Here is a 548-nt window from a genome sequence, read left to right as displayed (position 1 = left end):
AAATCCACCACAGCCATGGCCGTCATCGGCCTGCTGCCCGGAAACGGCAAGGTGGCCGAGGGCAGCATCCGCTTCGACGGCACGGAACTGGTGGGCCTGCCCGAGGCGAAGATGCGTGCCATCCGGGGACGGTCCATTGGACTGGTGCCCCAGGACCCCATGTCCAACCTGAACCCGGTCACAAAGATTGGCACCCAGGTTGCGGAAACCCTGCTGGTCCACGGCATGGCAACGTCCAAGGATGTGGACCGGAAGGTCATCGAGGTACTGACGGCAGCCGGGCTGCCGGACGCCGCGGAGCGCGCCAAGCAGTATCCGCATGAGTTCTCCGGCGGCATGCGTCAGCGTGCGTTGATCGCCATTGGACTGGCCTGCCGGCCGCGGCTGCTGATTGCCGACGAGCCCACCTCGGCCCTGGACGTCACGGTGCAGCGGACCATCCTGGACCAGATCGGAAAAATGACCGAGGAGCTGGGAACCTCGGTGCTGCTCATCACGCACGACCTTGGGCTCGCAGCCGAACGCGCCTCGGAGCTTGTCGTGATGCA

The 548-nt window shown here is 65.5% G+C and carries 1 protein-coding gene; it reads left to right on the top strand.

Going from position 1 to position 548, the window contains the following annotated elements; genetic code table 11:
* A partial coding sequence (locus tag CXQ90_RS21850; protein WP_146068974.1) for an ABC transporter ATP-binding protein occupies positions 1-548 on the top strand: 548 nt, incomplete at both ends.

It is taken from the genome of Arthrobacter sp. ZGTC131, assembly GCF_002929275.1.
Lineage (GTDB): Bacteria > Actinomycetota > Actinomycetes > Actinomycetales > Micrococcaceae > Arthrobacter.
The sequence above is the reverse complement of the archived record's forward strand: the minus strand, read 5'-3'. Positions and strand labels throughout refer to the sequence as shown.